Origin of the sequence: Streptomyces sp. NRRL S-646, from assembly GCF_000720765.1 — a bacterium.
In the GTDB taxonomy this organism is placed as follows: Bacteria; Actinomycetota; Actinomycetes; order Streptomycetales; family Streptomycetaceae; genus Streptomyces.
Window position 1 is genome coordinate 271,053 of the sequence record NZ_JODC01000008.1, and the last position, 25,007, is coordinate 296,059.

At 71.5% G+C, this 25,007-nt stretch carries 28 protein-coding genes; 18 read left to right on the forward strand and 10 right to left on the reverse strand.

What is annotated here, in order from left to right:
* Positions 1-76 precede the first annotated feature (76 nt).
* From IH68_RS0121255 to IH68_RS49980, 3 genes are all read left to right on the forward strand, one after another.
* Complete coding sequence (locus IH68_RS0121255) at positions 77-1,360, forward strand: ROK family transcriptional regulator (protein ID WP_030937563.1); 1,284 nt, start codon at positions 77-79, stop codon at positions 1,358-1,360.
* A 173-nt stretch (positions 1,361-1,533) separates the two neighbouring features.
* Entirely contained in the window at positions 1,534-1,767 is a 234-nt protein-coding gene (locus IH68_RS0121260) for a hypothetical protein (protein ID WP_030937567.1), read from the forward strand.
* A gap of 203 nt (positions 1,768-1,970) precedes the next feature.
* Positions 1,971-2,225 (forward strand): hypothetical protein, encoded by a 255-nt coding sequence (locus IH68_RS49980; RefSeq protein WP_030937568.1) that lies wholly within the window; start codon positions 1,971-1,973, stop codon positions 2,223-2,225.
* A 28-nt stretch (positions 2,226-2,253) separates the two neighbouring features.
* On the opposite strand, the gene IH68_RS0121270 is transcribed toward IH68_RS49980, so the two are convergent.
* Positions 2,254-3,282: an SDR family oxidoreductase gene (locus IH68_RS0121270; RefSeq protein ID WP_030937569.1), complete on the reverse strand. Its 1,029-nt coding sequence runs from the start codon at positions 3,280-3,282 to the stop codon at positions 2,254-2,256.
* A gap of 166 nt (positions 3,283-3,448) precedes the next feature.
* Here IH68_RS0121270 and IH68_RS0121275 point away from each other — a divergent pair, with 166 nt between their 5' ends.
* Together IH68_RS0121275 and IH68_RS0121280 are read left to right on the forward strand one after the other, a co-directional pair.
* A complete protein-coding gene (locus IH68_RS0121275; protein ID WP_030937570.1) occupies positions 3,449-4,285 on the forward strand; it encodes an alpha/beta fold hydrolase in 837 nt (278 codons plus the stop codon).
* 43 nt (positions 4,286-4,328) lie between these two features.
* A complete protein-coding gene (locus IH68_RS0121280) occupies positions 4,329-4,985 on the forward strand; it encodes a M15 family metallopeptidase (RefSeq protein ID WP_030937571.1) in 657 nt (218 codons plus the stop codon).
* Here IH68_RS0121280 and IH68_RS0121285 read toward each other — a convergent pair.
* From IH68_RS0121285 to IH68_RS0121295, 3 genes are all read right to left on the reverse strand, one after another.
* Complete coding sequence (locus tag IH68_RS0121285) at positions 4,982-5,944, reverse strand: SDR family NAD(P)-dependent oxidoreductase (RefSeq protein ID WP_030937572.1); 963 nt, start codon at positions 5,942-5,944, stop codon at positions 4,982-4,984. The genes IH68_RS0121280 and IH68_RS0121285 overlap by 4 nt on opposite strands.
* Before the next feature lie 311 nt (positions 5,945-6,255).
* On the reverse strand, positions 6,256-6,912 hold the full coding sequence (locus IH68_RS0121290) for an HAD family hydrolase (protein ID WP_030937573.1): 657 nt from the start codon (positions 6,910-6,912) through the stop codon (positions 6,256-6,258).
* Positions 6,913-6,949: 37 nt separating this feature from the next.
* Positions 6,950-7,990, reverse strand: coding sequence for a PHP domain-containing protein (locus IH68_RS0121295; protein WP_030937574.1), 1,041 nt, complete (start codon positions 7,988-7,990; stop codon positions 6,950-6,952).
* A 111-nt stretch (positions 7,991-8,101) separates the two neighbouring features.
* Between IH68_RS0121295 and IH68_RS0121300 the strand changes: the two genes are divergently transcribed.
* The 3 genes from IH68_RS0121300 (at position 8,102) to IH68_RS0121310 (ending at position 9,958) form a co-directional block, all read left to right on the forward strand.
* The gene (locus tag IH68_RS0121300; protein ID WP_051833623.1) at positions 8,102-8,905 is read left to right on the forward strand and encodes an SDR family oxidoreductase; all 804 of its coding nucleotides are present in this window, start codon (positions 8,102-8,104) and stop codon (positions 8,903-8,905) included.
* A 487-nt stretch (positions 8,906-9,392) separates the two neighbouring features.
* Positions 9,393-9,677 carry a hypothetical protein gene (locus IH68_RS58150; protein ID WP_234341460.1) on the forward strand — a complete coding sequence of 95 codons (285 nt, stop codon included), beginning with the start codon at positions 9,393-9,395 and terminating at the stop codon, positions 9,675-9,677.
* 44 nt (positions 9,678-9,721) lie between these two features.
* On the forward strand, positions 9,722-9,958 hold the full coding sequence (locus tag IH68_RS0121310; protein WP_030937576.1) for a hypothetical protein: 237 nt from the start codon (positions 9,722-9,724) through the stop codon (positions 9,956-9,958).
* Positions 9,959-9,967: 9 nt separating this feature from the next.
* Here IH68_RS0121310 and IH68_RS0121315 read toward each other — a convergent pair whose 3' ends face one another.
* Both IH68_RS0121315 and IH68_RS49990 read right to left on the reverse strand, forming a co-directional pair.
* Positions 9,968-11,197, reverse strand: coding sequence for a lectin (locus IH68_RS0121315; protein ID WP_030937578.1), 1,230 nt, complete (start codon positions 11,195-11,197; stop codon positions 9,968-9,970).
* 139 nt (positions 11,198-11,336) lie between these two features.
* Positions 11,337-12,005, reverse strand: a complete 669-nt coding sequence (locus tag IH68_RS49990) for a VanZ family protein (RefSeq protein WP_078912543.1) — start codon at positions 12,003-12,005, stop codon at positions 11,337-11,339.
* Between the two features lie 249 nt (positions 12,006-12,254).
* On the opposite strand from IH68_RS49990, the gene IH68_RS0121325 reads away from it, so the two are divergent.
* From IH68_RS0121325 to IH68_RS0121350, 6 genes are read left to right on the forward strand one after another with little or no spacing between them, the layout of a single operon-like run.
* On the forward strand, positions 12,255-12,437 hold the full coding sequence (locus IH68_RS0121325; RefSeq protein WP_030937584.1) for a hypothetical protein: 183 nt from the start codon (positions 12,255-12,257) through the stop codon (positions 12,435-12,437).
* Positions 12,434-12,886 (forward strand): monovalent cation/H+ antiporter complex subunit F, encoded by a 453-nt coding sequence (locus tag IH68_RS0121330; protein WP_030937586.1) that lies wholly within the window; start codon positions 12,434-12,436, stop codon positions 12,884-12,886. Before IH68_RS0121325 ends, IH68_RS0121330 begins: the two co-directional genes overlap by 4 nt.
* Positions 12,879-13,139 carry a Na(+)/H(+) antiporter subunit B gene (locus tag IH68_RS0121335; RefSeq protein ID WP_030937587.1) on the forward strand — a complete coding sequence of 87 codons (261 nt, stop codon included), beginning with the start codon at positions 12,879-12,881 and terminating at the stop codon, positions 13,137-13,139. The genes IH68_RS0121330 and IH68_RS0121335 overlap by 8 nt, the downstream gene beginning before the upstream one ends.
* A complete protein-coding gene (locus IH68_RS0121340; RefSeq protein ID WP_030937589.1) occupies positions 13,136-13,876 on the forward strand; it encodes an MnhB domain-containing protein in 741 nt (246 codons plus the stop codon). The genes IH68_RS0121335 and IH68_RS0121340 overlap by 4 nt, the downstream gene beginning before the upstream one ends.
* Positions 13,877-13,884: 8 nt before the next feature.
* Positions 13,885-14,232, forward strand: coding sequence for a sodium:proton antiporter (locus IH68_RS0121345; protein ID WP_030937593.1), 348 nt, complete (start codon positions 13,885-13,887; stop codon positions 14,230-14,232).
* On the forward strand, positions 14,232-15,998 hold the full coding sequence (locus IH68_RS0121350) for a complex I subunit 5 family protein (protein WP_030937595.1): 1,767 nt from the start codon (positions 14,232-14,234) through the stop codon (positions 15,996-15,998). Before IH68_RS0121345 ends, IH68_RS0121350 begins: the two co-directional genes overlap by 1 nt.
* Here the strand turns inward: IH68_RS0121350 and IH68_RS0121355 are convergent, their stop codons facing one another.
* On the reverse strand, positions 15,999-16,661 hold the full coding sequence (locus IH68_RS0121355; protein WP_030937597.1) for a DUF4230 domain-containing protein: 663 nt from the start codon (positions 16,659-16,661) through the stop codon (positions 15,999-16,001).
* A 145-nt stretch (positions 16,662-16,806) separates the two neighbouring features.
* Between IH68_RS0121355 and IH68_RS0121360 the strand changes: the two genes are divergently transcribed.
* Positions 16,807-17,997, forward strand: a complete 1,191-nt coding sequence (locus IH68_RS0121360; RefSeq protein WP_030937599.1) for a cytochrome P450 — start codon at positions 16,807-16,809, stop codon at positions 17,995-17,997.
* A gap of 119 nt (positions 17,998-18,116) precedes the next feature.
* On the opposite strand, the gene otr(A) is transcribed toward IH68_RS0121360, so the two are convergent.
* Positions 18,117-19,976: a tetracycline resistance ribosomal protection protein Otr(A) gene (gene otr(A) / locus IH68_RS0121365; protein ID WP_030937601.1), complete on the reverse strand. Its 1,860-nt coding sequence runs from the start codon at positions 19,974-19,976 to the stop codon at positions 18,117-18,119.
* 204 nt (positions 19,977-20,180) lie between these two features.
* Here otr(A) and IH68_RS0121370 point away from each other — a divergent pair, with 204 nt between their 5' ends.
* The gene (locus IH68_RS0121370) at positions 20,181-21,134 is read left to right on the forward strand and encodes a ribose-phosphate diphosphokinase (RefSeq protein WP_030937603.1); all 954 of its coding nucleotides are present in this window, start codon (positions 20,181-20,183) and stop codon (positions 21,132-21,134) included.
* 54 nt (positions 21,135-21,188) lie between these two features.
* On the forward strand, positions 21,189-22,382 hold the full coding sequence (gene tuf / locus IH68_RS0121375) for an elongation factor Tu (protein ID WP_030937604.1): 1,194 nt from the start codon (positions 21,189-21,191) through the stop codon (positions 22,380-22,382).
* Between the two features lie 6 nt (positions 22,383-22,388).
* Here tuf and IH68_RS0121380 read toward each other — a convergent pair whose 3' ends face one another.
* Positions 22,389-22,769, reverse strand: a complete 381-nt coding sequence (locus IH68_RS0121380; RefSeq protein WP_030937606.1) for an anti-sigma factor antagonist — start codon at positions 22,767-22,769, stop codon at positions 22,389-22,391.
* 229 nt (positions 22,770-22,998) lie between these two features.
* A complete protein-coding gene (locus IH68_RS0121385) occupies positions 22,999-23,436 on the reverse strand; it encodes a MarR family winged helix-turn-helix transcriptional regulator (RefSeq protein ID WP_030937608.1) in 438 nt (145 codons plus the stop codon).
* Positions 23,437-23,539: 103 nt separating this feature from the next.
* Between IH68_RS0121385 and IH68_RS0121390 the strand changes: the two genes are divergently transcribed.
* On the forward strand, positions 23,540-24,994 hold the full coding sequence (locus tag IH68_RS0121390; protein ID WP_030937611.1) for an aldehyde dehydrogenase family protein: 1,455 nt from the start codon (positions 23,540-23,542) through the stop codon (positions 24,992-24,994).
* The last annotated feature ends 13 nt before the right edge of the window (positions 24,995-25,007 follow it).

The following is a 25,007-nucleotide window of genomic DNA, read 5'->3' on the forward strand; positions in this document are numbered from 1 at the left end:
AAGGGTTGGAGGAATGTCGCGCCAAGTCTGTCCGCAGAGGTATGTTGCAGGTCGGACAGGGCGCGAAGGGAACCACATGGCGGGGCGGAACGGGCGCACGGTGCGCGACCTCAGGCGGGCCAACCGCGCGGTCGTGCTGCAGCGGCTCTACTTCGACGGACCCCTCAGCCGCTTCGAGCTGGGCCCGGTGACCGGGCTGAGCTCCGGCTCGGTCAGCAACGTCGTCGCGGACCTGGTCGCCGACGGCCTGGTCGAGGAGGCCGGCAGCGTCGACTCCGACGGCGGCCGCCCCCGCACCCTGCTGCGCGTGGCACCCGGCGCCGGTCACATGATCGGTGTCGACGTCGGCGAGACCCGGGTGCGCGTCGAGCTGTTCGACCTCACCCTCACCGAACTCGCCCGCGCCGAGCGGCCCCTGGAACAGCAGCGCTACGACGTCGAGGTCATCGTCGGCCACATCCGCGACGGGATCGCCGAAGTGCTCGCCGGCGCCGGCATCGACCCCGAACAGCTCCTCGGCGTCGGCATCGGTGTCCCCGGCATCGTGGAGCGCACCCCCGGCAGCGGCGCCGTCGTGCACGGGCAGACGATCGGCTGGGACGCCGTCCCACTGGAGGCACTGCTCCGCTCGACCTCCCAACTCCCGGACGGCGTCCGGTACTTCATCGACAACGGCGCCAAGACCCTCGGCCAGGCCGAGATGTGGTTCGGTGCGGGGCGCGGTGCGCGCAACGCGATCGTCGTGCTGTTCGGCTCCGGTGTCGGCGCCTGCCTGGTCACCCCCGAGGTCGAGCACGGTCGGGCGGTGGAGTGGGGCCATCTGACCGTACGGGTCAGGGGGCGCCGCTGCCGTTGCGGTGCGCTCGGCTGCCTGGAGGCGTATGCGGGTGCGGAGTCCCTGCTGGAGCGCTGGCGGGAGGAGGGGGGACGGCCCCCGGAGGGCGCGGATGAGGAGACGGCGCTTACGGCGATGCTCGCCGCGGCCTATCCCTCCGGGGGTGGTGCGGCTGATCCGGTTGCCCTGGCCGTGCTGGAGGAGACCGCCGAGTATCTGGGTGCCGGGCTGTCCGACCTGATCAACCTGTTCCAGCCCGAGCGGATTCTCATCGGAGGGTGGGCGGGGTTGCAGCTGGGAGCGCGGTTCCTGCCTGCGGTGCGGCGGCATGCGGCCTCGTATGCGCTGCGGCATCCGGCCGAGAAGGTGACCATCGAGCTCGGGCGGCTCGGGCCCGACGCTGTCACCGTCGGTGCGGCGATTCTGCCTCTGGCGGACTTCTTCGCCCGGGGCGGGCGGCGGCTGGAGCCGGCGCCCGAGGGGCCGGTGCCGGCGTGGCAGACGGCGCTGGAGGAGCGACTCTGAGAGTGCCGCGGAGGGCAGTGTGTCGTCTGCGGCGTCGTCGTGGCTTGTCGCGCCCACGCGGCGGAGCCGCATATCGACACAGCCCCGCGCCCCCTCGGGGCGCACCCCCAGGTTTCGCCGGTCGACAGCGGAGGTACTCGCGAGTCGCTCGAACGACGTGAAGGGAGTGCGCCGTGGCCGATCGGCATGACGCAGGCCAGGGCGGCGAGCCCGTGCCGCGGGATCTGCCCGACCAGCAGGTCGGCGAGGGCGAGGACCCGCTGGACATCCCGGTTCCGGAGGTGGACGCCGACGAGGCGGACGACGAGGTGCCCGACACCGACGAGGCCGGTACCGGGCGCCGGGACGGTCCCCGTTCGGCCACCGTCCACCCCGAGCACCCCGCTCCGGACGAGTCCTCCGCCTGACCGCGACAGGGAGCCGGCATGGGTATCGGCGACCGGGTCCGGGCGTGGCCCGTCCACACTGATGTGCTGGCCGCCGACACCGCCGTGCCGGCCTGGCACTCGTCGCCGGACCCACGAGCGAGAACGCACCGGCCCGGTGCGCCGCCGCCCTGGCGGCGCTCGCCGAGGCGGCCGTCACCAGGGCGGCGGAGAAGCGTCTGGGCATGGTCGCCGAGACCTGGCAGGAGGGCCGGGCGGGCGCGCTGCTGCGGGCGGCGCAGGAGCTCACAGCCGGCGGTGCGGTCACCGGCGCCCTCTTCGGCGGGCGGCGCGGTGCCGCGGTGGCCTCCGGGCTCGCGCTGCTGGCGGGATCGGCGTGCACCCGCTTCGGTGTGTTCGCGGGGGGCATCGCCTCGGCGGAGGACCCCAGGTACACGGTGGTGCCGCAGCGCGAACGGCTCGAGGTCGAGCCTGCGTAGGCCTGCGCCGAGCCGGTGCCGCGGGCGGTCAGCCCACCTTGCGTCCCCGCAGCGGCTCGGTCCGCGCCCCCTCGCCGTGCTGCAGGCCCTGCAGGAACTCCTCCAGGACTTCGGTCGCCTCATGCTCCGGATGCCAGCCCAGCTCGGCACGCGCGCGCGTGCAGTCCATCAACGGCAGCCGCAGGACCGCGTCGAACAGATGTGGCGACGCGGGCAGCAGATGCAGCCCCCAGGCGGCGGCGATCGCCGAGCGGGCCGCGACGCGGGGGAGCCGGACCGGGCGGGTGCCCAGCATCTCGCCGAGCAGTTCGGCGTCGACCCACGGCTCGGCCGCCAGGTTGAAGGCGCCGCGGACCTCGGAGCCCAGCGCGAGAACGTAGGCCTTGGCCGCGTCGTCGGTGTGCAGCGCCTGGACCCGCAGACCGTGGATATCCGGGAGGAAGCGCAGCATCTCCGGGCGGGCCAGCGGGCCCGGCAGGAGGCGGCCGCCGAAGATCCGGCGCTGTTCGCTCGCCGACTCGCGCTTGAAGAGGAAGGCGGGCCGCATCCGGACCACCCGCACCTGCGGATGATCGCGTTCGAAGGTGTCCAGGGCGCGCTCCAGATAGGCCTTCTCCCGGCAGTACGCGGCATCCGGCCAGCCGTGCGTCGGCCACGACTCGTCCACCGCGTGATCCTTCGGACCCGGAGAGTAGGCGCCCACCGACGACGCGTGCACGAGCGTCGGCACCCGGGCCGCCGCCACCGCCTCGAACACCCGGATGCTGCCGAGCACGTTCGTGCGCCAGGTCGTCGCCGGATCATGCGTGGGCTGGAACGCCCACGCCAGATGGACGACCGCGTCGGCGTCCGTGAACTCCTTGACCAGATCTGCCTGTTGGGACGCCAGATCGACCGCGGACCACTCCGTCCGCGCCGGCGTCCACTCGGGAATCCGCCGGGCCAGACCCAGCACGGACCCCACCTGTGCATCCTCCGAGAGGAGGCGCACCACACTGGTGCCGACGTTGCCGGTGGCACCAGTGACCACGATCCTGCTGCCCACTGCGCTGCTCACCTTCGGCTCCTTCCGGGCCACACGTCCGAAACGGGGTGACCGAGTACCCGGCCGGGGCGTGCGCACGCGGACTGCGCCCCATGACCTCGCAGGTAATCGACGCCCGTAGCGGCCCCCGGAACCATGGAGGACGTACCCACCCCACCGGATCGCAGGAGGACCTCCCATGCCGTACTTCGCCGGCCCCGCCGACGGCACGCAGCTGCACTACGTCGACTACGGACCGGCCGACGGCCCCGTGGCCGTCTTCGTCAACAGCGCCTACCTGGGCACCGAGATGTGGGAGTTCCAGATGCTGCCGCTGGCGGCCGAGGGTTACCGCTGCGTGGGTCTGGACCGGCGCGGGCACGGACGCTCCGACGACGTGTGGAACGGCTACGACCTCGACACCCTCGCCGACGACCTGTACGGCCTGCTGGACCACCTGGACCTGAGCGCGGTGACCTTGATCGGCCACTCCCTGGGCAGTGCGGAGATCGTGCGCTGCCTCACCCGCCACGGCAGCGGCCGGGCAGCCCGCGTGGCGCTCGTGGCCGGCATCACCCCGGGCGTGGCCCGCACGGTCGACAACCCGGACGGCTGGGACCCCGCGGTCATGCGGGCCGGCAACGCGGCCTTCCTGCGCGACCGGGCTGCGTTCTTCAACGACCCCGACGCACTGCGCGACTTCTTCGCCCTGCACCGGCCGGGCAACGACGTCTCGCCCGCCTACGTCCGCTACCTCAGCGACCGCTGCCTGGTGTCCACCGCACGGGCCTCCAGCGCCGTCCAGGAGACGATCGTCACCCTCGACGTCGCCCCCGAACTGGCCAAGCTCGAACTGCCGTTGCTCGTCCTGCACGGCACCCACGACGTCTCGGCACCCCTGGAGACGACCGGCCGCCGCGCCGCCGCACTCGCCACCGACGCCACGCTCAAGGTCTACGAGAACGGAGGCCACGGCCTGTTCGTCACCCACGCCGAGCAACTCACGGCAGACCTGCGGGAGTTCATGACCGGCTGAGCTCCGAAGGCTGCGGGACGGGCGTCCGGGAGATGATCAAGACATGAGCGAGATCATCCTGATGTCCGACGCCCGGGTCGCCGCCGTCCCCGTCGCGGAGAACGGCGAACCCCTCGTCGACGTACGAGACAGGCTCCTGGTCGACGACCGCAAGCACAAGGACTCCCACGGTGCCGAGGTCCATCTGCGCCGGGGCGTCCTCGACCGCCTCCTCGCCGCCCAGGCCCTGCTTCCCGAGGGCCTGCGCCTGCTGTTCGTGGAGGGATACCGGCCGCCGGCTCTCCAGCGCCGCTACTTCGAGCGCTACGCCGACGAACTGCGCGCCGCACATCCCGACTGGCCCGCCGACCGCATCCGCACCGCCGCCAGCCGCTATGTCTCCCCGCCCGAGATCGCCCCGCACAGCGCGGGCGCGGCCGTCGACCTGACCCTGGCCGATGCCGATGGCCGCGAACTCGACCTGGGCACGGAGATGAACGCCAGTCCCGAGCAGAGCGACGGCGCCTGCTACACGGAGGCCGCCGACATCACGGGCGAGGCCCGCGTCCACCGTGCCCTGCTCGGCGGGGCGCTGACGGCATCCGGGCTCGTCAACTACCCCACCGAGTGGTGGCACTGGTCCTACGGCGACCGCTACTGGGCCCTGGCGACCGGCGCACCCGCCGCCCTCTACGGGCCCAGGGAACGGAGTGGCTCCTAGGCGAAGGCGTTCACGCCCGTCAGCTCCGCGGACAACTCCCAGAGTCGGGCCGCCTGTTCGGGGTCGATCGCCCAGTCCTTGACGCCGCTGGTCCCGCCGTCGACCGCGAGTTCGGCGATGTCGCAGTCCTCCAGGTAGACGCCGCCGAGGCCGTCCAGCTGGGCCGAGGTCGCCGCCCACGTCTGGGTGGCCGCGCCCTGCGGCGGGGTCTTGAAGCCCTCGGGGTTGAGGGTGTTGCCGTCCTCGTCGATCCAGCCGCGCTCGACCATCTCCGCCTTGGGGATGTGTCGCTGCAGCGGGGTGAGGATGCCGCCGGGGTGCAGGGAGAAGGTCCGCACGCCGGCGTCGCGGCCGAGCTTGTCGAGGTGGACGGCGAACAGGACGTTCGCGGTCTTGGCCTGCCCGTAGGCCTGCCACTTGTCGTAGCCCTGCGTCCAGTGGACGTCGTCCCAGCGCATGCCCGAGAAGTGGTGGGCGCGGGAGGAGACGGAGACCACGCGGGCGCCGCCGGGCGCGATCGCCGGCCACAGCCGGTTGACGAGGGCGAAGTGGCCCAGGTGGTTGGTGGCGAACTGGGCCTCCCAGCCCGGCCCCACCCGGGTCTCCGGGCACGCCATGATCCCGGCGTTGTCGATCATGATGTCGATGTTCCGCCCGGAGGTGAGGAACCGTTCGGCGAAGGCGCGCACGCTCTCCAGGTCGCCGAGGTCCAGCTCGTCCACCTCGACGCCGTCGACCCCGGCCAGCGCCTCCTCGGCGGTGGCCCGGCGGCGGGCCGGGACGACGACCCGGGCGCCCGCCTTGGTCAGGGCGCGGGTGGTCTCCAGGCCGAGCCCGGAGTAGCCGCCGGTGACGACGGCGAGCCTGCCGGTCAGGTCGACTCCCTGCAGGACGTCGTCGGCCGTGCTCGTGGCGCCGAAACCGGATCCGATCTTGTGCTGTGCAGTGCCAGTGCTCATGCCGAGAACGCTACGGATTGGAGTGCTCTCGAAGTCAAGCGCGGACCCGCGTGGGCGGGCGCGGGCGTGAAAGAGCCCCGACCGGACGGGGGAGGCCGGTCGGGGCTCGTCAAGTGGTGGGCACGGATGGCGGTCGCCTCTCGGCGAAAGGCTCCACAGGGCTTCAGCCGAACGATCGTCCCTGTGGGCGAATGGTGAGGCCCGGGGACACTGTCCCATCCGCACCCACGGTTGGTTCAACGGCGAACTACCGCTTGGTGTTCCGGTGTTCGGCGCCCTGTGTGGTGATCTGTGTCACCCGTATGTGCCCTTCAGCCCAGCGGGCTGTTCTCCAAGGCGGACAGCAGGTGCGCGGGGTCGTCGTACACGGCCTCGGCTCCCGCCTCCTCCAGGTCGGCGCGCGGGATGCCGCCGCACAGGACGCCCAGGCAGCGCACGCCGGCGTGGCCGCCCGCGCGCATGTCCCACACGGTGTCGCCGACGAAGACCGCCCGTTCCGCGGGCACCCCGGCCAGTTCCAGGGCGTGTTCGACGGGCTCGGGGGCCGGCTTTCCCTCCTCGACGTCGTCCGCGCTCGCGGTGGCGGTGATGGCGTCGTCGGCACAGATCGCGCGGCGGAGCGCGGAAAGTTCCGGGCCGCTCGCGGAGGTGGCCAGCACCACCGTCCAGCCGTCGTGGTCGAGGCGCCGCAGCAGTCGGCCGGCGTCCTCGAACGCGGGCAGCCGGTCGAAGTACTGGCCGTACAACGCCTTGTGCGCGGCGCTGAGTTCGGCGTCCCGGTCCGTGTCCCGCCGGTCGCCCAGCAGCCGGGCGACGAGGTCCTCGGAGCTCAGGCCGACGGAGCGGTGGATGGCGTGCATGGGCACCTTGTGGCCGGCCTGCCGGAAGGCCTCCCACCAGGTCGCCACGTGCAGGTGATTGGTGTCGACGAGGGTTCCGTCGACGTCGAACACGGCCGCCCGTTCCATGCCTGCTCCCTTGCTCTTCTGCTGCTCGAGTACCACGTCAGGGACCTGCCACTCCTGCGGGCGTGCGCCGCGAGCGGGTCCAGGCCAGCAGCTCGTCCAGGCTCCAGGTGTTCACCACGCACCCGGCCGGTACGCCGCATTCCTCGGCCCGGGCACAGCCGAGGATCTGCCAGTCCAGCTGGCCGGGCGCGTGCGCGTCGGTGTCGACCGAGAACAGCACTCCCGCCTCCAGCGCCCTGCGCAGCAGCCGCCGCGGCGGATCGAGCCGCTCCGGCCTGCTGTTGATCTCCAGGGCGGTGCCCGTCTCGGCGAGCGCGGCGAACACCTCGTCGGCGTCGAAGTCCGACTCGGGCCGCCCCCGCCCGGTCACCAGCCGCCCCGTGCAGTGCCCCAGCACATCGGAGTGCGGATTGCGCACGGCGGCCACCATGCGGCGGGTCATCGCGCGGGCCTCCGTGCGCAGCTTGGAGTGCACCGACACCACGACCACGTCGAGCCGCTGAAGCAGCTCCGGCTCCTGGTCCAGCGAGCCGTCGTCGAGGATGTCGCACTCGATGCCGGTGAGCAGCCGGAACGGCGCCCACGTGGTGTTCAGCTCCGCCACCACGTCCAGCTGTTCCCGCAGTCGCTCGGGAGACAGACCGCGCGCCACGGTCAGCCGGGGGGAGTGGTCCGTCAGCACGGCCCACTCGTGCCCGAGGGACTTCGCGGCCCGGCCCATCTCCTCGATCGGGCTGCCGCCGTCGGACCAGTCCGAGTGCAGATGGCAGTCCCCGCGCAGCCTGGCCCGCAGTGCCGCACCGGCCCGGTCCTCGCCCGGTGCATCCTCCTCGCCCTCCAGCTTGCGCAGATAGCCGGGCACCTGCCCGGCCAGCGCCTCCCGGACGACCTGTGCGGTCTTCGGGCCGACGCCCTTGAGCGACTCCAGCGACCCGGTGGACGCCCGCTCGCGTACCTCCTCCGCGGTCAGGGACGTCAGGACGCGGGCCGCCGTACGGAACGCGCGGACGCGGTACGTCGGCGCCAGGGACCGCTCCAGCAGGAAGGCGATCCGCTCCAGTGCCTCGACGGGATCCATGGTGACCTCCTCCTCCAGGGTTCCCCAGTGCCGGGCACCCCGCACCGTTTGTCCCGTGCGCACCCGGGTACTGCGATGCGCACCCGCGCAATGCCCAGGAGGAGGCCGGCGATGTCCACATCAGCTCCCGCCAAGGTCGCCGTGGTCACCGGCTCCGACTCCGGCATCGGCCGCGCCACCGCCGTCCGGCTGGCCCGGGCGGGCATGGACGTCGGCATCACCTGGAACAGCGACCTCAAGGGTGCCGAGGAGACCGCAGAGGAGGTCCGCGCCCAAGGGCAGCGGGCCGCCGTGGCCCAGATGGACCTCACCCGGCTGCCCACCGCCGCCGGCACCGTCGACGAGCTCTGCCACCGGCTCGGCCGCCTCGACGTGCTGGTCAACAACGCCGGGACGGGCACCATGACGCGCTTCCTCGACCTGGAGCTCGACACGGTGCGCGAGGTCGTCGAGGTCGACCTGATCGGCCCCTTCCTGTGCGGGCAGCGGGCGGCGCGGCACATGATCCAGCAGGGCGACGGCGGCCGGATCGTGAACGTGACCTCCGTCCACGAGCACCAGCCGCGGGTCGGCGCCGCACCGTACTGCGCGGCCAAGGGCGGCCTCGGACTGCTCACCCAGGTCATGGCCCTGGAGCTCGCCGAGTACGGCATCACCGTCAATGCGGTCGCGCCCGGCGAGATCGCCACCCCGATGACCGGCCAGGAGGACACCGACGTGCACACCGAGCCCCGCCCCGGCATCCCCGCCGGACGGCCCGGTGACGCCCGCGAGGTCGCCGCAGTCATCGCCTTCCTCGCGAGCCCCGACGCCTCCTACGTCACCGGTGCCTCCTGGAGCGTGGACGGCGGCATGCTGCGCATGGGACCGCAGGCCGGCTCCCACCTCAGGAGCGACGACTGGCGGCGTCCCTGAGCCGACCGGCGCGGGCCCGCACACCACCTCCAGCGACTGTCCCGGTTTACCCGGGTCCGCTGCGGCTGCGGATTCCGCGACCGGGACCAGACCGGCACGCCACTGAAGGACCCCGAGCACCTCGCCCGCATCCGGGCCCTGGTCCTCCCGCCCGGCGGGACGTGTGGATCTGCCCGTGGCCGGGCGGTCACCAGGTCGTCGGCACCGACGACGCAGGCCGCCGCCAGTACCTGCACCACGAACAGATCCGCGCCCAGCAGGAGCCGGCCGAGCACGAACAAGTGCGGGAGGTCGCCCGTGCCCTGCCCGAACTGCGCGCCAGGGTCGCACTGGACCTCGCCGCACGCGGCCTTCCCGTCCTGGGGCACCGCCTGCGCCGTGCGCCTGCTCGTCCTCGGCTTCTTCCGCATCGGCCGCGTCCGGCACACCGCCCGGAGCGAGACCTACGGCCTGACGACGATGCTGCGCGAGCACGTCACCTGCGGCCGTGTGGGCCCTCGTCGACGACCAGCCCCACGCGGTCGTACGCGCCCTGCTGCGCCGCCGCAGCGGCGGGGTCCGGCTGCTGGTGTACCGGAACCGGCACGCCTGGCACGACCTGCACGGCGACGACCTCAGCGAGGCGCTGCGCCGACTGTCCGGCACCGAGATCACAGACCGGCCGCGCGACCCTCGCCCCGTGCTCACCCGGCTGGGTGAACACGGGGACGTCGGCCGTCCCGCGACGCACGGCGCCGTCGAGGCGGCGGTGCTCGATCTGCTGCAGCGCTGACACTCCCGAGCAGCCGGGGCCCGATGCGTCCTACGCTCTATTGCATGACCGAACAAGCAGCTCCCTACATCTCCCATCCGCGGATCATGGTCCTCGGCGTGCAGCCGGGCACCCCGCCGTTCCGGATCGTGGAGATCGACGGCGAAGTGATAGGTGAGGCCAAGTCCGTCACCGACGTCCTGGAGGCGGCCGCCGCCTTCGGTATCACGGTGCACGACATGGACGACCCTGACGTGGTCCGCTGGGTCGGCGGCGACAAGTTCACGTGGAGGTTGCACTGACGGCTCGGCTCAGCCGACCGTCCACTTCTGGTTGGCGCCGCCCGAGCAGGTCCAGATCTGGAGCCGGGTGCCATTGGCCGAGTTGTTCCCGGTCACGTCGAGGCATTTGTTCGCCTGCGGATTGACGATGTCGTTCGCCCCGGTGACCGTCCACTTCTGGTTCGGGCCGCCGGTGCAGTCCCACAGCTGGACGGTCGAGCCGTCCGCAGTGCCGTTCCCGGTGACGTCCAGACACTTGCCGAGCGCGCGCAGGGTGCCGTCCGAGCCCACGGTCCACTGCTGGGCCGCGGTGCCGTTGCAGTCGTAGAGCTGGACGGGGCTCCCGTTGGCGGAGTTCGCCCCTGCGACGTCCACGCACTTGCCGGCCAGCCCCCTGATCGCCGCCCCGGTGGCCGAGTCGCTGGTCGTGACCGACACCGAGTCCACCACCAGTTGCTGCGGGAAGGACGTCGAGCCGTCCGGGTCGCCGGGCCAGTAGCCGCCCACCGCCAGGTTCAGGATCAGGAAGAACGGCTTGTTGAACACCCACGTCCTGCCGCCCAGGTCGGCGGGTGTGCGCCGCTGGTAGACGTTGCCGTCCACGGACCAGGTGATCGAGTCGGGCGCCCAGTCGACGGCGAAGGTGTGGAAGGCGTCCGCGAAGGCCTGCCCGTTCGGGAGGGAGTAGGCGGCGCCGATGCCGCCCGAGCCGGAGTAGCCGGGGCCGTGGATGGTGCCGTGCACGGTGGACGGCTCGTAGCCGACGTTCTCCATGACGTCGATCTCGCCCGAGTCCGGCCAGTTGACCGGCGTGCCCAGCATCCAGAACGCGGGCCACATGCCCTGCCCCCGCGGGATCTTCATCCGCGCCTCGACGTGCCCGTACTGGGCGTTGAACTTTCCCGAGGTGTTCAGCCGCGCCGAGGTGTACTGGCACGTTCCGTACCAGCACTGGTAGTTGGCCGGGTTCTCGCGCCGCGCCGTGATCACCAGATGGCCCTGGCCGTCCAGGGCCGCGTTCTTGTTGCCCGAGGTGTAGTACTGGCGCTCGTGGTTGTTGACGTTGTCTCCGGTCTCGGTCTGCCACTTCGAGGAGTCGACCGCGGCCCCGGCCGGCCCGTCGAAATTGTCGGAGAACGCCACCGCAGCGGCGGCCGCCTCGGGTGGATCCGCCTGCGCCGCACCGGTCGCGGCGGACGCGACCAGCACGGCGGACAGGGCGGCGAACAGACATCTGCGCAGCAGGCGTGGGGAGGCCACGGCACTTCCTTCCGTACGGCGGCCGGGCGCACGAAGGCGCCCGGCCGCGGTGGGGGGTGAAGGCGTCGCCTCTTGATTTAAGTGTTGAGATAAGGGAGCGTCAATACCTTGGTACGGACCAGTAGTTGAGGCGGTGGCGCTATGCGTCCTTTGCCTGCTTCGCCCCCCGTCGCGGCAGCCGCTCCCGCGCGTGCACCGCCCGGCTCAGCCGCCGCCCCAGCAGGACGTAACCCACCAGCGCGCCAGTGGTGTTGAGGATGACGTCGTCGATGTCGAAGGCACGCCCCTCGACCAGTGCCCCCTGCGCGAACTCCACCAGCAGCATCACCACCGCGGTCAGCAGCAGTACTCGCAGCAGCCCGCGCGCCCGCGGCGCGACGACCGGCACCAGGATGCCGAACGGAACCCCCAGCAGCACATTGCCGCCGATCTGCTTCACCGCGTCCCGCAGGGCCGGCTGGTCCAGATAGGCCCTGAGGGTGCTTCCCGGATGCAAGTTCGTGTGGGCCATCGACACCGAGGCGGGGGAGGGCTCCAGGGTCAGCCGGGCCAGCACCACGGCGAACGCGACCATGAACCCGAAGGCGCACAGCATCGCCAGCAGACGTATCGGCAGGGCCAGCACATGCCGCTGACGAGGAGCCGGCCGCGACTTGCTCCCGGGTTTCGCGGAATTCTTCGCCTTCTCCGACTTCTTCGCCTTCCTTGGCCACTTCCCCTTCGTGGACTTCTTCGGCTTCTCGGACGTGTCGGTCTTGGTGGTACGCAGGCGCAACGCTGAACGTGGTCGCAAGGCTGCACGGGCCATCAGGTCCTCCAGTCTTCAACTTCCCTGCGTTGTAAGGCGGTTACCCACTCGGTAGCCGAGAATGCCGCCGCCCGGCCGGCCCTGCCCGGATGTCCCCGCGGTTTCCCTTCCTGCCGTAGGGGCACTCCGGCGGTGGAAGCCAGCGCGCCGCCGCCCGAGGCGCCCGCCGCGATGTTTGGATGCCGCGGGACGGACGTACCGGACATCCCGCCCGTGGCGGTGTGCGAACAGAGCCCGAGGAGGTGGCGCATGACCCCGCGAACGGCCCTGTTCACCGCGGTCGAGCTGCTGGGCTGGTGGCTCGCGCTCGGCCTGCTGTGGCTGGTCCTCATCAGCACCGTCGACACGCTGGAACTCGTCGTCGGCGCGGGCTCCGCCTTCGTGGGCGCCTTTGCGGCCCGGGGCGCACGACGGGCGGTGAGCGGGACGTGAACGGCTGGACGCTCGCCGCCACCGTGGGCCTCGCCGGCGGACTGGGCACCGCGCTGTGGGGCGTGGCCACCGGTCCGCTGCGCCGCCGGGTCGTGGCCCAGAACCTGTCCACCGCACTCGCCTGCCCGGGCCTGCTGCTCCTCTCCCAGGCCTACCACCGCCCGTCCTACGTCGACCTCGGTCTCGTCCTGGCCCTGCTCGGACCGGTCGGCACCCTCGTCTTCGCCCGGCTGCTCGCCGAGGACCTCGCCGAGGGCCCGCCGCGCGCCTGGGGACCGACCCTGACGGTCGCCGGGCTCGGCGCGGCCGCCGTGATCGCCCTGTGCGTCGCCACCGGGCCCAGCCGCGCCATGGTGAAACTGCTGGTCATCGGCGCATTGCTGATCAGCGGCAACATCCTCGCCTCGCGGGCCCTGTCCGGCGGATTCCGGGGGGTCGGCGGTGGCTGACGCGGTGATCGTCGTGGCACTGCTGCTGGTCGCGGGCTGCGCCACCGCGGCCGTTGCCACCCGCGACCCCATGCGCCAGGCACTCGTCCTGTCCCTGCTGGGCATCGTCCTCGCCGTCCTGTTCACCGTGCTCCAGGCGCCCGACGTCGGGCTCTCCCAGCTGGCCGTCGGCTCCGCGCTGACACCGCTGCTGCTGATGCTCACCGTCCGCAAGGTCAGGCGCCGCGCGCAGGGCAAGGAGCGTGAGCGGTGACCCGTCGCGCCCGGCTGTGGGTGCTGCTCGCGGGCGGTGCGGGCCTGGCCGCCCTGCTCGTCGCCGCCTGCCTGCGCCTGCCGCACTTCGGCGGCGACCGCCACCCCTACGGCGACCGGGCCGTGCACGCATCCCTGGCCCGGCGGACCGCCAACACCATCTCGTCCGTCAACTTCGACCAGCGCGCCTTCGACACCCTCGGCGAGATGGCCATCCTGTTCTCCGCCGTCCTCGGCTGCGTGATGCTGCTGCGCCAGACCCGCGACGAACACCGCGCCCGCCCCGAGCCCGCCGAGGTAGCCCTGCCGGTGCGCCGCTACGCCCTCGTCGTCCTGCCCGTCGCCCTGCTCAGCGGCCTGTACGTCATCGCCCACGGCCAGCTCAGCCCCGGCGGCGGCTTCCAGGGCGGAGTGGTCGCCGCGACCGCCCTGCACCTGCTCTACCTGGGCGCCGACTACGCGGCCCTGGAACGCATCAGACCGGTGGGCGCATTCGAGGTCACCGACGCCCTCGCCGCCTCCGCCTACCTGGTCACCGGCATGGCGGGACTGATCGGGGGCACCGCCTTCCTCGCCAACACCCTGCTGCCGTACGGCACCTTCAACACGTTGTCCTCCGGCGGCACCGTCCCGCTGCTGAACGCAGCCATCGGCATGGAGGTCGCCGGCGCGGTCGTCGTGCTGCTCGCCCGCTTCCTGGACCAGGCCGTCGAGATCGAGGAGGAGAGCGGCACATGAGAGCCGTGATGGACGTCCTGCCGTACCTGGTCGCCGCCTGGGTCTTCCTGGCCGGCTGCTACGGCCTGGCCACCAGCCGCAACCTGATCCACGCCGTCGGCTGCCTGTCCGTGTGCCAGGCCGGTACCTACGTGCTGCTGTTGTCCGTGGGCTACCGCGACGGCGCCACCGCGCCCGTGTTCTCCGACGTCAAACCCGGTTCACGGCCGGTCGTCGACCCGGTCGTGCAGGCGCTCACCCTCACCGACGTCGTCGTCGGCGCCACCGTCACCGCGCTGCTGCTCGCGCTCGTCATGCAGATCGCCAAGCGGCACGGCACCGTCGACCCCGACGAACTCTCCGAGCTGCGCGGCTGATGAACGACCTGCTGCCCCTCGTCGTCGCCGTGCCCCTGCTGGGGGCGGCCCTGCTGGTCGCCGCGGGCCGCCGGCTGCCCCGGGTGGTCGCCGAGTCCACCGCTTGCGCCGTCTGCGCCGGCACGGCCGGGCTCGCGATCACACTGCTGCTCAACTCCTCGCCGCCCATGACCGAGTGGGTCGGCGGCTGGCAGCCCGTGAACGGCGAGAGCGTCGGCATCGTCCTGACCGGCGACGGACCGGGCCTCGGCATGGCCTCGCTCGCCTCACTGCTGACCCTGGCCGCACTGGCCTACTCCTGGCACTACTTCGACGAACCGCCCCGCCGCCACGCGGGCTCCTTCCCCGCGCTGATGCTGCTCTTCCAGGGCGGCATGTGCGGCTTCGCGATCGCCGGCGACCTGTTCAACATGTTCGTCTGGTTCGAGCTGATGAGCGCCGTCGCCTACGCCCTGACCGGCACCCGCGTCGAGGAGGCCAAGGCCGTCCAGGGCGCGCTGACCTTCGCGGTCGTCACCTCGCTCGGCGCGTACGCCATGCTGATGGGCCTCGGACTGCTGTACGCCCGTACCGGGGAGCTGGCGATGACCCAGATCGGGCGCGGTCTCGACCGGCACGGCGGGCCCGATGCGCTCGTCCTCGCCGGATTCGTCCTGGTCCTCGCCGGACTGCTGGTCAAGGCCGCCGCCGTACCCTTTCACTTCTGGCTCCCCGACGCCCACGCCGTCGCGCCGACGCCCGTGTGCATGCTGCTGTCGGGCGTGATGGTCGAACTCGGCACGTACGGCGTCTGGCGGCTGTACGGGACGGTGTTCTCCGGGCCGGGCGGGGTGCCGGCCGAGGCCCTGACGCGGGTGCTCGTCGTGCTCGGCGTGCTGACGGCCGTGATCGGCGCCGTCATGTGCTGGTACCAGCGGCACCTCAAACGGCTGCTCGCCTGTTCGACGGTGGCCCACACCGGCCTGTTCCTCATCGGGATCGGCGTCCTGAGGCCCGAGGCGGACGACGGGGTCGCGCTGTACGTCCTCGGCCACGCCGGTGTGAAGGCCGCCCTGTTCGCCTGCACCGGCATCCTCCTCGACCGGTACGGCAGCGTCGACGAGCACGCTCTGCACGGCCGCGCCCGACGCCTGCGCGGACTCGCCGTCCTGTACGCCGCCGGGGCCCTCGGTCTCGCCGGGCTGCCCCCGTTCGGCACCGCACTCGGCAAGTCCGTCACGGAGGAGGCCGTCGGCGGCCCTCTCACCCTCGTGTATGTCGCCGCGAGCGCGGTGACGGCCGGCGCGGTGCTGCGGGTCGCCGCCCGCGTCTTCCTCGGCCTCGGCCCCAAGCCGCCCGACCAGGGCGAGTACGAGACGACCGGCTCCGGCGAGCAGCCCGAGACCGGCCACCGCATCAGCCGGGTTCCCGGCCCGATGACGGTTGTGCCGACCGTGCTGCTCGCCGCCGCTCTGGCCGTGGGGGTGGCCCCGGGCTTCGCCGGGGTCGTGGCACACGGCATGAGCGAGGCGGGGTCCGGCGGGGTGGTGGTCGCCACCCCGCAGTGGACCCTGCCCGGTGTGCTTCTGGGCCTGGCCTCGACCCTGCTCGCTCTGGGCCTTGCCGCCGTGGCCGTCACCCGTCCGAAGCTGCTCGCCGCCCCGGACTGGGCGCTGCCGTTGCGGCGCCTGCAGTCCGGGCACGTCGGGGACTACGTGGCCTGGGTACTGGTCGGGGCCGCTCTGCTCGGCGCGCTGGCCCTGCCAGGGGTGTCAGGGGGTGGCTGATCAGCTGCCGTAGCTGACATGCACCTCCTTGAAACCGAGGGAACGCAGCAGTCCGTCGAGCATGTCGGTGGTGTTGGTCTCGGCGCGCCGGGTCAGGCCGCTGTCCTTGGCCGCGTCACCGATGTGCTTGACCGCCAGTTTCTGTACGGCCTGTTCACTGTTGGGGTTGTCCGAGAAGAGGTCGCCGAGCCGGTCGAGGAGGCCGCGCTGCTTGGAGACGGCGTAGGAGCGGTCGGGGTCGAGGGCCGGCTTGCCGAGCGCCGCGTGCGGCAGCCGGAGCGTGGCGGACGTACGGTCGCCGTTGACCGTCACGTCGTCCTTGCCGACCTTGCCGAGGTCGACGTACGCGTCGACGGTGCCCGCACCGATGTACAGCGTGCGGGAGCCGCGGATCGCGTCGGGCAGGTACTTGGTGTCCTTTTCCAGGTCGACGACGACCTGGAAGTTGCCGGAGGCGGCGTCGTAACGGCTCATGTCCTGGATGGACTGGAGCAGTGCGGGTCCCGAGCGGTCGTGCGTTTCGGTGCCGAACAGGTCCTTGAGGCCAGGGAGCACACTCAGCCGGATCCCGGCGAAGAACACCACGAGCACCAGCACGACGGCGCTCACCGCCTTCGCCCAGCCGGGCATGCGCCTGGACACGCGCCTGATGGGAGTCGTCATGGCGACGGCCCTCCTTCCTACTGTCCGCATGCCCCCCAAAACCCTTGTCAGACCGGGCCGTTGGCTGAATGGCACCGCTGACGGAGGCGTGCAGGGCGCACTAGCGTGGAGAAAACTCTCCGTACCGGCGCGCCTGGAGTCCCGGATGAGTACACACAGCACGTCCCGGTCCCTCTGCCCCATGCACCGCATCGACCTCCCCGAACCCGGACCGCCCCGCCCGGCCACCCTCGCCACCGGCACCCCGGTGTGGCTGGTGACCCGTTACGCCGACGTACGCCAGGTGCTCATGGACCCCCGGTTCAACAGGAGTTCCCTGCACGCCGAGGACGCCCCGCCGCTGCTCGTCGTCCCGAACCTGCTGGACGACCCGAACGGGCTCCTCAACCAGGACGGCGAGGCCCACCAACGGCTGCGCGGCACCGTCCAGCGGGCGTTCACGCCCCGCGCGATCGCCCGCTGGCGGCCCTGGGTGGCCTCGGTGGTCGAGGCGCTCCTCGACGACTTCGCCGCGCAGGACCCTCCCGCGGACATCATCGAGGGCTTCACCCGCCCGCTGCCCGTCTCCGTCATCTCCCGGCTCATGGGGCTGGACCACGTGGACCGCGAGCGCATCCGCCACTGGGCCGACCACGCGCTCTCCGGCGGCGCGCACACCCGCGAGCAAGTCGTCGCGGCCATGCACGAGTTCGGGGCCTTCGCCGCCGACCTGGTCGCCCAGCGGCGCAAGACCCCCGGCGACGACCTGGTGAGCGGCCTGGTGGCGGCGGGCGACAGCCTGGACATCGACGAACGGCAGCTGGTGACCCTGGTGTGCGGACTGGTGGTCGCCGGTCACGAGACCACCATGACGGCCCTCGGCAACATCGTCGTCTACCTCCTCACCGACCGGCAGGAGGCCTGGCCCGGCCTCGCCGAGGACGAGGAGACAGCGGCCGTGGCAGCCGAACAGCTGCTGCGCGCCGTCCCGCTCAGCGAGGGGCGCGTGCTGCCCGGCCTGATCCGCCGCGCCGTCGAGGACACCGAGGTCGGCGGCGTGACGATCCCGGCGGGCAGTGTGGTCGCCGTCCAGACCAACGCCGCCAGCCGCGACCCCGACGTGTTCCCGCCCGGCCCGCCCGACCTGTTCACCCCGCTGACCGCCCCCAGCGTCATCTTCGGCGCCGGCCCCCACCACTGCCTCGGCGCCTGGCTCGCCCGCCTGGAACTCGGCCTCGCCCTGCACCGCCTGGCGGCCCGCTTCCCCGACCTGTGCGCCGAGTTCACGTCCGGGACGATCGAGTGGCGGGAGGGCCAGATGACCCGCAGCCCGAGGCGTCTGCCGGTGTCGTGGTGAAGTTCCCTCATGGGCTCCGCGGCACGGCAGCGCCCCAAAGGGGCGCGGGGAACTGCGCGACCAGGCACAACGGCGCCGCAGACAATCAACGACCTATCGCGGCACAACCGGCGGAGTCCTTACCGTAGCTCCCGATCACCCGATCGACGCGACCACCACACCCCCTCGCCACGCGTAAGCCCCGGCAGCCGCAGCTCGACCTCCCGCACCCGCCGGGCCGGCAGCTCGCCCGTGATCAGCCATGCCGTCGAGCCGCCGGTCGTACCGGCGAACTTCGCCCCGCACGAGGCGAGTTGGGCCGTGACGGGTGCGAGCGCGTCGAGCGGGATCTCTGCTTCGAACGCGTGGTACGGCTCGTACAGCCGGGTCCCCGCCCGCTGCAGCGCGCGGCGCAGCACGACCGGGGTGAGGCCCCGGAAATCCGCGGCCGTGCTGATCGGCGCGCAGTAGCCGGAGCGGATCAGGGTGACCCGGTAGTCCGTCACGGCGGCACCGTGCAGGCCGGTCTCCATGGTGGCGTGCACCGTGTCCTCGATGGCCTGGTGGAAGGCGCGGGGGAGTGCGCCGAGTTCCGTCTCGTAGGTGAACACCCCGCCCGAGCCGCGCAGCCCCGGCTCGACCCGCAGCCCGATCGTCGCCCAGTAGCGCGTACCGAGGTGCCACGGCATCTCCTCCGAGGCCTCGCCGACGCCCCGCGGGCGCTCCACGAAGCGCACCCGGCCCGGCTCGAAGTCGGCCTCGATGCCGTAGTCCTGGGTGAGCGTGGCTGCCAGGACCTCCATCTGCACCTCGCCGTACAGGAGGAGGGTGGTGGTGCCGGCGGAACCGGGGCGGGCGTGGATCAGCGGGTCCTGGTCGGCGAGGGCGAGCAGGGCGGTGCGCAGCGCGGTCGCCTGCTCGGGGCGCCGGGCCCGCACCAGCGTCTCCAGCGTGGGCGGCGCGAACTGCGGGGCACGGTCGGAGAGTTCCCCGAGGCGGTCGCCCACCCGCACGCCTGCCAGACCGGTGAGCGCCGCGATGTTCCCGGCGGTGAGCAACGGTCCGGCCCCGCCGATCACGTCGAGACGGTTCACTCGTCCAAAGACCTCCGTGGTGCGGCCGTCGGCCTCGCGCCGCAGCAGGGTGAGGCGCTGCCGCGGCGTCACCTCACCGTCGTGGAGCCGCAGATACGCCGTCCGTTCGCCGCCCGGCCCGGGGCGTACCGCGAACACCGTGCCGCGCGGGCCGGCGCCCTCGGCCGTGGGTGCCGGCGGGATCAGCCCGACGACGCCCTCGACCAGCTCGGCCACGCCCTGTCCGCCGAGAGCCGAGCCGAAGAAGACGGGGTGGAAAGAGCCCTCGGCGGTGCATGCGGCGAGCACCTTGCGCAGGTCGTCGGGTGTGGGGCCGGGGCCGTCCACGACCGCCGCGAGAACCTCCGGGTCGACCTCGGCGAGTGCCTCGGCCAGCTGCGGGTCTCCGGGCGGGCGTGCCGTGACGCAGGCGTCGGCGGTGCCGATGCCCGTCACGTCCGTGAGCGGCGCGACGTACGGCGTCAGCCTGCGCCTGATGTCGGCCAGCAGGCCCGCGGACCGGGCGCCTGCGCGGTCGATCTTGTTGACGAAGACGAGCGTGGGCAGCCGCAGCCGCCGCAGCGTCCGCATCAGCACCCTCGTCTGTGCCTGGACGCCCTCCACGGCGGACAGCAGTAGAACCGCCCCGTCCAGGACTTCCAGGGCACGCTCGACCTCGGCGATGAAGTCGGAGTGTCCGGGGGTGTCGATGAGGTTGATCTGGGTGTCGCCGACAGTGAACGCGGCGACCGCGGAGCGGATGGTGATGCCGCGCTGCCGCTCGATCTCCCCGTCGTCCGTACGGGTGTCACCGCCGTCGACGCTGCCGAGCCGGTCGATCGCTCCGTGGTCGAACAGCAGCCGCTCGGTGAGGCTGGTCTTACCGGCGTCGACGTGGGCGAGAATTCCGATGTTCAGGGTGTGCATGCGGGGTCGAGTCCTCGAAAACCGTGGGCCGATGGGGGCGCTGGTTGATTCCGAGGAGTCGGCGCATGGGATCTCCTGAGGTGAGGGACTCGGACGCGGACATCATGGCGCGCGGCGGGTGGTGTGCCGCAACCGAATTTCCGCGCTCAATGGCGGTCAGTAGCATGAACCCGTCCCCCGGAATGATCACGCGAGGAGCAGATCGTGCGAGACATCTCCGTGTTCAGCGGCAGCGCCCACCCCGACCTGGCCACGGAGGTCTGTGCGCATCTCGGTGTGCCCCTCAGCCCCACCCGGGTCAGCCGCTTCGCCAACGACTGTCTGGAGGTGCAGCTCCAGGCCAACTGCCGCGAGCGGGACGTCTTCCTGATCCAGCCGCTGGTCCGGCCGGTCCAGGAGCACCTCGTGGAACTGCTGCTGATGTGCGACGCGGCCCGTGGCGCGTCGGCGGCGCGGATCTCCGTCGTCATGCCGCACTATTCCTACGCCCGCTCCGACAAGAAGGACGCGCCCCGGATCTCCCTGGGCGGCCGGCTCGTCGCGGACCTGATGGTCGCGGCGGGCGCGAGCCGTGTCCTCGCCATGACGCTGCACTCGCCGCAGGTGCACGGTTTCTTCTCGGTGCCGGTCGACCATCTGCACGCCCGGCGCGAACTGGCTGCGTACTTCCGGCAGTACGACCTGTCCCGTACGACCGTCGTCTCGCCGGACCTCGGCAACGCCAAGGAGGCGGCCGCGTTCGCCCGGATGATCGGCGCCCAGGTCGCCGCCGGCGCCAAACAGCGGTTCGCCGACGACCAGGTCAGTATCAGCACCGTGATCGGCGAGGTCGCGGACCGGGACGTCATCGTGCTGGACGACGAGATCGCCAAGGGCAGCACGGTGATCGAACTCCTCGACCGGCTACGAGAGTTGGGACCGCGGTCGATCCGGGTGGCCTGTACGCACGGCCTGTTCGCGGCCGGGGCGCTCAAGCGGATCGGCGAGCAGCCCGACGTACTGGAGATCGTGTGCACCAACACCGTGCCGGTCCCTGAGGAGGAGCGCACCGAGAAGCTGCGGATCCTGTCCATCGCCCCCGCCCTCGCCGAGGCCGTGCGCCGCATCCACAACGGGGAGTCCGTCAGCGCCCTGTTCGACGCGGCGCGAAGCGAATAGACATGAGGTAGCGAGCAACGCTCGGCATCACAGGGATGCTCAGGAGGGGTTGCAGTGGCGAAGGCGAAGTTCGAGCGGACCAAGCCGCACGTGAACATAGGCACGATCGGTCACATCGACCACGGCAAGACGACGCTCACGGCGGCCATCACGAAGGTGTTGCACGACAGGTTTCCCGACCTGAACCCGTTCACGCCGTTCGACCAGATCGACAAGGCGCCCGAGGAGCGGCAGCGCGGCATCACGATCTCCATCGCCCACGTGGAGTACCAGACCGAGCGCCGGCACTACGCGCACGTCGACTGCCCCGGCCACGCGGACTACATCAAGAACATGATCACGGGCGCCGCCCAGATGGACGGCGCGATCCTGGTCGTGGCGGCCACGGACGGACCCATGCCGCAGACCAAGGAGCATGTGCTGCTCGCCCGGCAGGTGGGCGTTCCGTACATCGTCGTCGCCCTCAACAAGACCGACATGGTGGACGACGAGGAGATCCTGGAACTCGTCGAGCTGGAAGTGCGTGAGCTGCTCAGCGAGTACGAGTTCCCTGGCGACGACGTCCCGGTCGTCAAGGTCTCCGCCCTCAAGGCCCTCGAGGGCGACGAGCAGTGGGCCCAGTCGGTGCTGGACCTGCTGGACGCCGTCGACACGGCGGTCCCCGAGCCGCAGCGCGACGTGGACAAGCCGTTCCTCATGCCGATCGAGGACGTCTTCACCATCACCGGCCGCGGCACCGTCGTCACCGGCCGGATCGAGCGCGGGGTGCTGCACGTCAACCACGAGGTCGAGATCATCGGCATCCACGAGCAGAAGACGAAGACGACCGTCACCGGCATCGAGATGTTCCGCAAGCTGCTCGACGAGGGCCGGGCCGGCGAGAACGTCGGACTGCTGCTGCGCGGTGTCAAGCGCGAGGACGTGGAGCGCGGGCAGGTCGTCATCAAGCCCGGCACGGTCACCCCGCACACGGAGTTCGAGGGGCAGGCGTACATCCTGTCGAAGGACGAGGGCGGCCGGCACACGCCGTTCTTCGAGAACTACCGCCCGCAGTTCTACTTCCGCACCACGGACGTCACCGGTGTGGTGACCCTGCCCAAGGGCACCGAGATGGTCATGCCGGGCGACAACACCGGCATCCATGTCGTGCTGATCCAGCCGATCGCCATGGAGGAGGGCCTGAAGTTCGCCATCCGCGAAGGCGGTCGGACGGTCGGCGCGGGTCAGGTCACCAAGATCCTCAAGTAGGGAGCCTCACAACGAACCGGACGTGGCCTCGGGCTGTCCCAGGGCCGCGTCCAGGGTCGGGTGTGCGGGCAGCAGTCGGGTCAGTCCGGTGACCCGCATGACGCGCAGGGTGAGCGGGTGCGTGCAGACGAGCCGCAGCTCGCCGCCTTGGTCGAGGACCCGGGCCCGGGCCCGGTAGACCAGGCGTAACCCGGAGCAGTCGAAGAAGTCGACCGGCCGCAGGTCGATCACCAGGCGGACGTCGGGGTGTGCCGTCACCCGGTCCAGAAAGGGGGCGATCTCCAGGGCCGCGGCGATGTCGATCTCGCCGCGGAACTCCAGCACCGTATGGCCCCGGTCGTGATGGACACGCAGATGCCGGGTCAGCGGGGCGGGCTCCTGGTGCACGACGACAACGCCTCCAACCTGCTCCGTCCGCTGCGGGGTTGCAGGTCACCGGGGGCCGGGGTGACATCGTGCAGCGAGCGTACGAGCGCAGACGATCCCCCGGGTCCCTGGTGAGCGCAAATCCGTTCTCCGCCCTGCAAGTTACCCTCGATGGAGTGAATTTGAGCATGTTCGATTGACATATGTCTTCGAATTGCGATGAAGCACTCCCGCGATGGGCGTGACCGCCCTACGACAGCGCGTGCCAGGCCTTGGAGAGCGCCTGGCGCAGCTGCTCGGTCTGGTGCGCCGTGAGGTCCTGGACCATCCGCTCCTCCAGCTCCCGCACGGGTTCCGTGAACTGCTCGAGCAGCTCCCGGCCGGCGTCCGTCAACAGGATCAGCAGCTCGCGCCGATTGCGCGGATTGCGCTCCCGGCGCACCAGCCCGCGGCCCTCCAGGGACCGTACGAGATCGGCGATGGACTGGGCGGTGACGAACGAGTCGCGGGCGAGCTGCGCGGCCGACAGCCCGTCGTGGCGCTCCAGGACGGTGAGCGCGGTGTACTGCAGCGCGGTGATCCCGGACGGCTTCACCAGCTCGTCCAGGTGTGAGCGCACCACCAGCTCCACCTGCTTCACCATGTAGAGCAGTGACGGGGACGTCTTGGTCGCCTGGGTGTCGAGCATGAGTTCAGCCTAGAGCATTGACAGGAAACCTGTCTGTAATGAGACTGCGAACCAACAGGAATCCTGTTGGTTGAAATCTTGGCAATGAGGCTGAGGAGTGGTGATGACCGCCTTCGAGATCGAACCCGGACGGCTGTTTGTCGGGGGGCAGTGGCGCGAGGCCGCCGACGGAGCGCGCACCGAGGTGGTCGACCCGTCCCGGGGCGCGGTCGTCACCACCGTCGCGGAGGCGGGCGCCGCCGACGTGGACGCGGCCGTGCGTGCCGCCCGGGAGGCCTTCGACGGCGGCGCCTGGTCCGGGCTGAGCGGACGCGAGCGCGGCCGGATCCTGCACCGCGTCGCCGAGCTGATCCGCGAGAACGCCGATGAACTGGCCCGCCTGGAGAGCCTGGACGTCGGCAAGCCCATCTCCCTGTGCCACGCGGTCGACATCACCAACTCGGCGAACGACTACGAGTACTTCGCCGCCCTCGCCCACTCCCTGGACGGCGCCGTCCGCGACACTCCCATGAACGCCCTCGCGTACACCAAGCGTGAGCCGATCGGCGTGGTCGCCGCGATCACGCCCTTCAACTTCCCGCTGATCCTGGCCGGTTCGAAGATCGGCCCCGCGCTCGCGGCCGGCAACACCGTGGTGCACAAGCCGGCCGACGAGACCCCGCTGAGCGCCCTCTACATGGCCCGGCTGTTCCAGCAGGCGGGCGTACCCGACGGCGTGGTCAACGTGGTCACCGGCGCGGGCCCGGTCGCCGGCGAGGCGCTGCTGCGCCACCGCGGTGTCGACAAGGTCGCCTTCACCGGCTCCACCGCGATCGGCCGCCACGTGGCGAGCACCGCCGGCGAGGCCCTCAAGCCCGTCACCATGGAACTCGGCGGCAACGCCGCCCACATCGTCTTCGAGGACGCCGACCTGGAGAAGGCCGTCGGCGCGATCATCAAGGCCTTCGTCTTCAACACCGGCCAGTTCTGCATGGGCGGCCCGCGCCTGCTCGTCTCCCGCCCGGTGTACGCCACCGTGCTCGGCATCCTGACCGACGCCGTGCCCGGCGTCCCGGTCGGCGACCCGCGCAACCCCGAGACCGTCGTCGGACCGATGGCGGGGGAGAAGCACCTGAAGAAGGTCGAGGAATACGTCGACATCGCCCGCAAGGAGGGCGGACGCATCGTCTGCGGCGGCGAACGGCTCGACCTCGACGGCGGCTACTACTACCGGCCCACGGTCATCGCCGACCTGTCCAACGACTCCCGCGTCGTCCAGGAGGAGATCTTCGGCCCGGTCCTCACCGTGCAGCCCTTCGACACCGAGGACGAGGCCGTCGAGCTCGCCAACTCCACGCCGTACGGCCTGGCTTCGGGCATCCAGACCAGCAACCTCGCCCGCGCCCACCGCATCGCCGGCCGCCTCCAGGCGGGCATCGTCTGGATCAACGACTGGGCCATGCTCGACCCCGCGGTGCCCTTCGGCGGCGTCAAGGACTCCGGCTTCGGCCGCGAGTACGGGCCCGAGGCCCTCGCCGCCTACACCAAGGTCAAGTCCGTCGTCGTCTCGCTCGACTGAGCCCGGCCGAACA

What these genes read in the sequence shown, in the direction of transcription:
- IH68_RS0121255 (WP_030937563.1), top strand. Translation starts at nt 77, where the DNA reads ATGGCGGGGCGGAACGGGCGCACGGTGCGCGACCTCAGGCGGGCCAAC.
- IH68_RS49980 (WP_030937568.1), top strand. Translation starts at nt 1,971, where the DNA reads ATGGTCGCCGAGACCTGGCAGGAGGGCCGGGCGGGCGCGCTGCTGCGG.
- IH68_RS0121275 (WP_030937570.1), top strand. Translation starts at nt 3,449, where the DNA reads ATGCCGTACTTCGCCGGCCCCGCCGACGGCACGCAGCTGCACTACGTC.
- IH68_RS0121280 (WP_030937571.1), top strand. Translation starts at nt 4,329, where the DNA reads ATGAGCGAGATCATCCTGATGTCCGACGCCCGGGTCGCCGCCGTCCCC.
- IH68_RS0121285 (WP_030937572.1), bottom strand. Translation starts at nt 5,944, where the DNA reads ATGAGCACTGGCACTGCACAGCACAAGATCGGATCCGGTTTCGGCGCC.
- IH68_RS0121290 (WP_030937573.1), bottom strand. Translation starts at nt 6,912, where the DNA reads ATGGAACGGGCGGCCGTGTTCGACGTCGACGGAACCCTCGTCGACACC.
- IH68_RS0121295 (WP_030937574.1), bottom strand. Translation starts at nt 7,990, where the DNA reads ATGGATCCCGTCGAGGCACTGGAGCGGATCGCCTTCCTGCTGGAGCGG.
- IH68_RS0121300 (WP_051833623.1), top strand. Translation starts at nt 8,102, where the DNA reads ATGTCCACATCAGCTCCCGCCAAGGTCGCCGTGGTCACCGGCTCCGAC.
- IH68_RS0121310 (WP_030937576.1), top strand. Translation starts at nt 9,722, where the DNA reads ATGACCGAACAAGCAGCTCCCTACATCTCCCATCCGCGGATCATGGTC.
- IH68_RS49990 (WP_078912543.1), bottom strand. Translation starts at nt 12,005, where the DNA reads ATGGCCCGTGCAGCCTTGCGACCACGTTCAGCGTTGCGCCTGCGTACC.
- IH68_RS0121325 (WP_030937584.1), top strand. Translation starts at nt 12,255, where the DNA reads ATGACCCCGCGAACGGCCCTGTTCACCGCGGTCGAGCTGCTGGGCTGG.
- IH68_RS0121345 (WP_030937593.1), top strand. Translation starts at nt 13,885, where the DNA reads ATGGACGTCCTGCCGTACCTGGTCGCCGCCTGGGTCTTCCTGGCCGGC.
- IH68_RS0121350 (WP_030937595.1), top strand. Translation starts at nt 14,232, where the DNA reads ATGAACGACCTGCTGCCCCTCGTCGTCGCCGTGCCCCTGCTGGGGGCG.
- IH68_RS0121355 (WP_030937597.1), bottom strand. Translation starts at nt 16,661, where the DNA reads ATGACGACTCCCATCAGGCGCGTGTCCAGGCGCATGCCCGGCTGGGCG.
- IH68_RS0121360 (WP_030937599.1), top strand. Translation starts at nt 16,807, where the DNA reads ATGAGTACACACAGCACGTCCCGGTCCCTCTGCCCCATGCACCGCATC.
- IH68_RS0121385 (WP_030937608.1), bottom strand. Translation starts at nt 23,436, where the DNA reads ATGCTCGACACCCAGGCGACCAAGACGTCCCCGTCACTGCTCTACATG.
- IH68_RS0121390 (WP_030937611.1), top strand. Translation starts at nt 23,540, where the DNA reads ATGACCGCCTTCGAGATCGAACCCGGACGGCTGTTTGTCGGGGGGCAG.